This window comes from Arsukibacterium sp. (genome assembly GCF_041616895.1).
Classification (GTDB): domain Bacteria; phylum Pseudomonadota; class Gammaproteobacteria; order Enterobacterales; family Alteromonadaceae; genus Alishewanella.
Window position 1 is genome coordinate 20901 of sequence record NZ_JBFJPY010000044.1, and the last position, 6661, is coordinate 27561.

7 protein-coding genes are annotated in these 6661 nt (G+C 44.1%); 5 read left to right on the plus strand and 2 right to left on the minus strand.

All coding sequences use genetic code 11. The features are described from left to right. Position 1: 1 nt before the first annotated feature. The 4 genes from deoD to ABY802_RS09280 all read left to right on the plus strand — a co-directional run bounded on the left by deoD (position 2) and on the right by ABY802_RS09280 (position 4116). Positions 2-703, plus strand: coding sequence for a purine-nucleoside phosphorylase (gene deoD / locus ABY802_RS09265; protein ID WP_372626752.1), 702 nt, complete (start codon positions 2-4; stop codon positions 701-703). Between the two features lie 29 nt (positions 704-732). Further along, complete coding sequence (gene gpt, locus ABY802_RS09270; protein WP_372626753.1) at positions 733-1203, plus strand: xanthine phosphoribosyltransferase; 471 nt, start codon at positions 733-735, stop codon at positions 1201-1203. Between the two features lie 4 nt (positions 1204-1207). Continuing rightward, the gene (locus ABY802_RS09275; RefSeq protein WP_372626754.1) at positions 1208-1777 is read left to right on the plus strand and encodes a nucleoside deaminase; all 570 of its coding nucleotides are present in this window, start codon (positions 1208-1210) and stop codon (positions 1775-1777) included. Between the two features lie 455 nt (positions 1778-2232). Next, positions 2233-4116 (plus strand): winged helix-turn-helix domain-containing protein, encoded by a 1884-nt coding sequence (locus ABY802_RS09280; protein ID WP_372626755.1) that lies wholly within the window; start codon positions 2233-2235, stop codon positions 4114-4116. Positions 4117-4152: 36 nt separating this feature from the next. Here ABY802_RS09280 and ABY802_RS09285 read toward each other — a convergent pair whose 3' ends face one another. Next, a complete protein-coding gene (locus ABY802_RS09285; RefSeq protein ID WP_372626756.1) occupies positions 4153-5043 on the minus strand; it encodes a PEP-CTERM sorting domain-containing protein in 891 nt (296 codons plus the stop codon). 333 nt (positions 5044-5376) lie between these two features. Here ABY802_RS09285 and ABY802_RS09290 point away from each other — a divergent pair, with 333 nt between their 5' ends. After that, entirely contained in the window at positions 5377-5790 is a 414-nt protein-coding gene (locus ABY802_RS09290; RefSeq protein ID WP_372626757.1) for a GNAT family N-acetyltransferase, read from the plus strand. Positions 5791-5869: 79 nt separating this feature from the next. On the opposite strand, the gene ABY802_RS09295 is transcribed toward ABY802_RS09290, so the two are convergent. Next, on the minus strand, positions 5870-6421 hold the full coding sequence (locus ABY802_RS09295; protein WP_372626758.1) for a PEP-CTERM sorting domain-containing protein: 552 nt from the start codon (positions 6419-6421) through the stop codon (positions 5870-5872). Positions 6422-6661: the final 240 nt, after the last annotated feature.

Consider the following 6661-nt stretch of genomic DNA (forward strand, 5'->3'; position numbering starts at 1 on the left):
TATGGCTACTCCTCATATTAACGCTGCTGATGATGCTTTTGCACAAACCGTATTAATGCCGGGCGACCCATTACGGGCTAAACACATAGCCGAGACCTTTTTAACCGATGCTGTGTGCGTCAATACCGTACGTAACATGTTTGGCTACACCGGTACCTATCAGGGTAAGCCGGTCAGTGTATTAGGCTCTGGCATGGGTATACCGTCTATGTCGCTTTATGCCACAGAATTAGCCAAATTCTATGGGGTTAAGAATATTATCCGGATTGGCTCCTGCGGCGCACTGCCACTTGAAGTAAAAGTGCGTGATGTGGTTATCGCCATGGGCGCCAGCACCGATTCAGCCGTTAACCGCAACCGTCTGGACGGAATGGATTTTGCGGCTATCGCCAATTACGATTTACTGGAAAAAGCCGTACACGCTGCCCGCGCCAAGCAGATAAATGTCAAAGTAGGTAATGTTTTCACTTCTGATTTATTTTATAACCCAAGTGAAACCCTGTTTGATACGCTGGAGAAATATGGCGTATTGGCAGTAGAGATGGAAGCAGCCGGTTTATATGGGGTGGCGGCGGAATATGGGATCAATGCACTGGCCATTTTAACGGTAAGCGATCACATTCGCACCGGTGAGGCGCTGGATGCCGACTTACGCCAGACCAGCTTTAATGAAATGGTTGAAATTGCCTTGTCATTAATTTAGTTATTTATCTGATTACACTCGGAATTATTATGTCTCTTACCACTAATAAAATGTTTTATGTGTCATGGGAAGCATTTCACCGGGCCAGCAAAGAGTTGGCCCAACAGTTACTCGGTCGGGAGTTCAGTGCCATAGTGGCAGTTAGTCGTGGTGGCCTGGTACCTGCCGCTATTCTGGCACGCGAGCTGAACATCCGGGTGGTCGACAGCATTTGTGTTGCCAGTTACGATCACGACAAGCAGGGCAGTTTACGTATTCTAAAAGATGCCAGCCTGGAAGATAACGCTAAACTGCTGATTGTTGACGATTTAGTCGATACCGGTGAAACGGCACGCGCGTTGCGCGAGCATTTCCCCAAGGCCTGTTTTGTTACCGTATATGCCAAACCGCAGGGTAAGCCGTTAGTGGACCATTATATTACCGATATCGAGCAGGATACTTGGATCCAGCTGCCATGGGATATGGAACTGGCTTACAGCAAACCTCTGGCGGAGCATTAAACGCATGGCAGCAGGACAACAGGTCACAATAACCCTGCCACAGTGGATAAACGAGGTTGTTGACTGGCAGAAAACCTATCGCAATGATCAGGAAAAAATGGCGTTGGCCGTCGAGTTGTCCAGGCAGAACGTGCTGCGTGGCACGGGTGGCCCCTTTGGCAGCGCTATTTTTGCCTGTGACAGCGGTAAGCTAATCAGTGTTGGCGTTAACCGGGTGATGCCAATGCATAACTCGGCGGCGCACGGCGAAATGGTCGCTATTATGTTTGCTGAGCAGCAAGTGCAGAGTTTCAGCTTACATGCCGATGGCCTAAAGCGCGAATTGTTTACCTCCTGCGAGCCCTGCGCCATGTGCTTAGGCGGCACGCTGTGGAGCGGGGTAAAACGGTTAGTTTGTGCGGCTACTGCAGACGATGCCCGCGCCATAGGCTTTGACGAAGGTCCGGTTGAGGCCAGCAGTTATCAGTATTTAACCGATGCCGGTATTGAGGTCGTGCGCATGGTGCAGCGCGATGAAGCGAATGCCATATTGCAGCATTATGCTAATGGTGGCGGTGAAATTTATAACGGCTAGTTCCGAAGCATAGTTATAATGGTCAGCGCTTATGCCTGTAAGCGCGCCGCTTTCTATTGCTATCCAAACTTAATTGAATGACTGCTTTGCCCAATATAACGCTTATAACTATTTCCTGGCGCTAGTATTTTTATCGCGCATCACCGTGTCAGAATTTTTTGCATCACCAAATAGTAAAAATGAATTGGTGTATTTAAATTATTGTTTTAACTTTACTAAAATTTATTGGTGTTAATTTTGCTTACAATATTTTCCATAGCCAATTTCCTCAACTGCAGCAAACTCCGGCGATAAAACGCAATCAGTTCTGGCTGAACTATCACAGTTTATTATTAGCTCTACCACGTAATATGTATTGGTGAGTTTTGCGGCTTTATTACCCAAGGTAACATGCATTCCGCCGTGATTATTTTGAAGCTATTTAATTTACGGGACTAAATAAAATGCTTTTTAAGTTGGAACAATGGATTGTCAATACGAATGAAAACACCCTGCATGATTCGCAAAACTTAAACACTCATCAGCTTGAACCACAAACAATGGCAGTTCTTAAACTGCTTTTGGAAAATGCCGAAGAGATAGTGCTGCGAGAAGCTTTTTTTGAGCAGGTCTGGGGCAAGAAAGTCGTGTTAGACGAAAATCTGTCACGTTGCATCTCGCAACTTCGCAAAGCCTTTGGCGATAATGCCAGGTCGCCAGTATTCATTAAAACTGTACATAAAACAGGCTACAAATTTTTAATCACGCCCTTACCACTGGTGCCTGATATCAAACCGCAAAACAAAGCTGAAGCTGAACTTTTAGCTGTTAGTGACTGGCAGCCGCCTTCAAAATATGGCGTTTCAGCTTTCACTTCATTTTTTTTTGTTATTGTTTGTGTTTGCGTGTTTCTGCTCGGCTTTTTTGGATCAAACATCAAACTGGACAATGAGTCTGCTACTTCAGGTTATTTAGATGACGCAGAAAGCGCACGAATACGACAGCTGCTGCTCGATAGTCAAAACAATGAGATATTCATTACCCTGGCCTCGCCACTAGATGACAACCATCAATTCGAAGTGAGTCTTAAAGGTAATGAAATTGGCACCGAAAATAGTGCCACCACCTTCGTTATCCAGGACCATAGCCAAGAGACGTTGTGGGAATTAGACCGTCGTCTCAATACTGCTGAAGAACGCATGTCTGCTGTAAATGATGTCATGCTAATTTTGAATGCTATCGCTATGTCTTATAAATATAGTGCGCCGGGTTCTATCTCACTGCCATCGTTTAAAAAGTATCAACAAGCAATGTATCGCCTGGATAAAAGGGGGGCTGACAATTTAGAAACTGCAATTAGATTATTTGATGAAGTATTAAACGATTCACCCGATTTTGTTGAAGCTACTATCTACAAGGCAGTTGCGATTAGAACGCTTAATTACTATCGACTGGATTTGGAAAATCGTGACCAGAGAGTACTGCAATATGATTTGTTGCTTAAACAAGCGGCAGCGCTAGATCCAAAGCACCCTGTCGTCAGGGCATTAACCGCAAACTTTGATATAAAACGCAAAAACTGGATTGAATATGAGTCAACCTTGGTTGCCGCTGTACAAGGTGCACCCGACTGCTTCGTATGCGTGCGCGCTTTGGCCGATTTTTATGTGAATCTTGGGTTATTTCAACGTGCCGCACAAGTAATCGAGACTCACATAGATAATTTCCCGTTATCACGGCAAATGCATACGTTACTTGGTGAGATATATACTCGACAAGGAAACGTTCCGGGCGCTAAACAACAGGCTGATATATTGAAAGCCCTGGGTTCAGAAGAGGCGAGTGATTTGCTGGGGTTAAAATTCAATATTTATTCTCTGCACGGTGATGTTGATAAGGTCACCGTATTATTGAATCAATTTCTTGAGATATATCCAAATTTTGATTCGCTTAAAGTCGCTTATGATGCGCTGTTAGTCCACGATTTGGAAGCGGCAACAGCCGCTGTAGAGCAGCTCCCCCGTTTACATTTCAATTTGGCGCTGTCAGTAGGTAAAGTCGATGCTGTGTTTCAGCGTTTAGTTGACAATGTATCATCAGGTAATTTGATAGACTTAGGTTTGATGCATGGCTGGTTAAATGAACCTACGGAAGTAAATCGGTATTACGCTGAACAATTGGTGGCATTGAAAAATCATCCCGATATGCCAGCGTTTTTAGAGCGCATCGGTTTAATCGATTACTGGGTAAAAACTGAACGCTGGCCTGACTATTGTGTCGATAAACGCTACATAAACTTACGAGCTGACTTCTGTGAATTGTCTTTCGTGGCTCAGAAGTTGGCGAAGACCAAAAGCTAACACAGCTGACGGTATTCGCCATTATCTGAGGCTCACCTAATTGACACTTTTTCTATTTCTCAGTCTAAAACCTGCAATTCCCAGTAACGCTGAAGAGAAAAGTAAAAAAGTGGCTGGCTCAGGCACTTGGGTCACTCGTGCCAACGACGCTGTGCGTTGAACAGAGGGAACGGTCAAGTCAGGGGCTAAAGAGTGGAGTATTCCGCACGGGGCGCCGTTTGTACATGAACTAAGGCTGCCGGAATTGGTTAACATGGTTTCTGTTATCGTCGGAATTCCAAAAGGACTGGTTAAAAGTTGACCGAGCCCAAAATTGATGGTTGCTATGCCCATAAATAACGTTTCGAATTCATCGTCACCTAAGATACCGGGTGAATTAACATTATAGTTTAAGGCAAAAAAGGTATTGGTAGGTAAAGTACTCCCTACGACAGGCGGCGGAGGATTATCTATATCATGCGTCACCGTGTGAGTGATTAAAGGATCATCCAAATATCCCTCTACGCCCTCGATGAAGGTACCCGACAGAGTAAAGCTGGCCCACCTCACTTCATTGGCACCAACAAAATTACCAAAGGAGTCAAATACCCCAAAACCTGCATCAACAAGTAATTGCTGATCTGGATTACTTGCCGAAAAAATATCTGGGGTTAAAAATGAGCTTATATAACCATCTCCGTTTAAGTCTTCACCGACAAAGCTGCCAGTTATTGTAGTGGGTACATCGTTAGTAATGCCGCTGTCGCAAATAGATAAAGAACCATACAAGGGATCATTGTTAACACTATCTAAAAATGCTGGATCAGAGCATGTATCAGTAAAACCACCTACCGTAAAATTAAACTTCATCAAACTTGCACTGGCGGGTGAAACGCTTGCAGCTAAAATGCATGTGGCCAAAATTAAGCCTTTCCGTGTTTTAAACATGTCTATCTCCATAACTTAATTGAATGGTTGATGCTGCTGGTGTACGTTAACCAGCTAAACCATCTGTGTTTTCGTACACCATTAATTAAGCTTTAAGGTTGTCAAAGATCCTTCGGATTTTCTGATTTTTTTATTCGGATTGATCTCAAAAAATATACAAGATAAAAAACAATGAGTTGCAATCATATTGAGAAGGGGCGGAGACAATTTAATGCAAGCTAGGTGTAACTCAATAATTTTCAATATATTGCAAAAGTGTGGTGATTATTAGCGCTGCCCCCTTTTTCGGTAAGTCGTGAGGCGGGGGACTAATTGATTTAAGTGAGCATTTCGATGAGCATAGAAGTACTAGAGCAACCCGATCAGGCTTTGATTGAACTGCTGGATATGAAAATAGCTGAATTTAACTGGGCGAACTGGGAGGTGAACGAAAGGCTGCCGATTGCAGTGCAAATTAAAGATGACAAGGGTGAGGTTATTGCCGGAGCGGCAGGCAGAACATTTGGCAATTGGTTACAGATTAATACGTTGTGGGTGTCAGAGAGCTTAAGGGGCCAGCAGATTGGTAGCAAAATATTGCAGGCGATAGAGCTGGCTGCGAAAAAGCGAGGCTGCGTAAATTGCCTGTTAGATACCTTAAACTTTCAAGCCATGCCATTTTATAAAAAGCACGGTTACCAGGTGCAGTGGATACAGGAAAACTACCCTAAAACTGGCTGCAAATACTATATGGTAAAACAGCTTTAAGTTGGTGATACGACTGTAACTGAACATCAGTAGCATAAAAAACCCAGCAGATGCTGGGTTTTCTCAACAGCAAAACGGCTTAAACGATACGCCGGCGACGGATAAGCAGTGCACCCATTGCCAGGGTAAACAACGCAATGGTAGAGGGCGCCGATACGACTTGAGCCCTGCCTAAGCTAATTTCAGTTTCCAATACCAGGTTACCACTAAGGTCAAATACTTCGAAGAAGCCGAATTCTAAGAAAGAATCGTAGAACATCTGATAACTCCACGTCGCTGGACCAAAGCCAACGTCATCTCCGTCGAACTCGAAAAATTCGATTCCTGCAAAGATATTGTTGCTATCGATAACCACTTCAAACAGGAAAATATCAAACACGTCACCCCAGGAGAATAGATCGCTTAGGTTGAAATTTATCAGTGTGATGTCATCACCAAAAGCGGTATCCAGAATGCCGGTATTTAGCTGGCTTTTGTCTATTTGAATTTCAATAGAACCAATCTTGCCGAAAGCATCAGCAAAAATGTCCTGTTTAATATTGATGAGACCCGCGTTGGCGGCGAAGGATGTTGCAAATATTAATGTAATAGCGAACAACGATTTACTTATTAATTTTGTTATAGATTTCATTATCTACTTCCTTATTTTTTTTAAAATTGCCGGGACAGACTGGCTATCCCGGCGTTTCCCTGACTACGGCTGAACGACTTCTAGCGCCGTGGTACCTTGTACTTCACCATTACCATCGGTAAAGGTAACCGTACCCATGTATAAGCCTGAGGCTAAGCCACGCGTTCTGAGGCTGATATTTTGCAGGCGATTTTCTACCGCGCGGGTTGAGGCAGAAACCACGGTAGACGACTCGGCGCC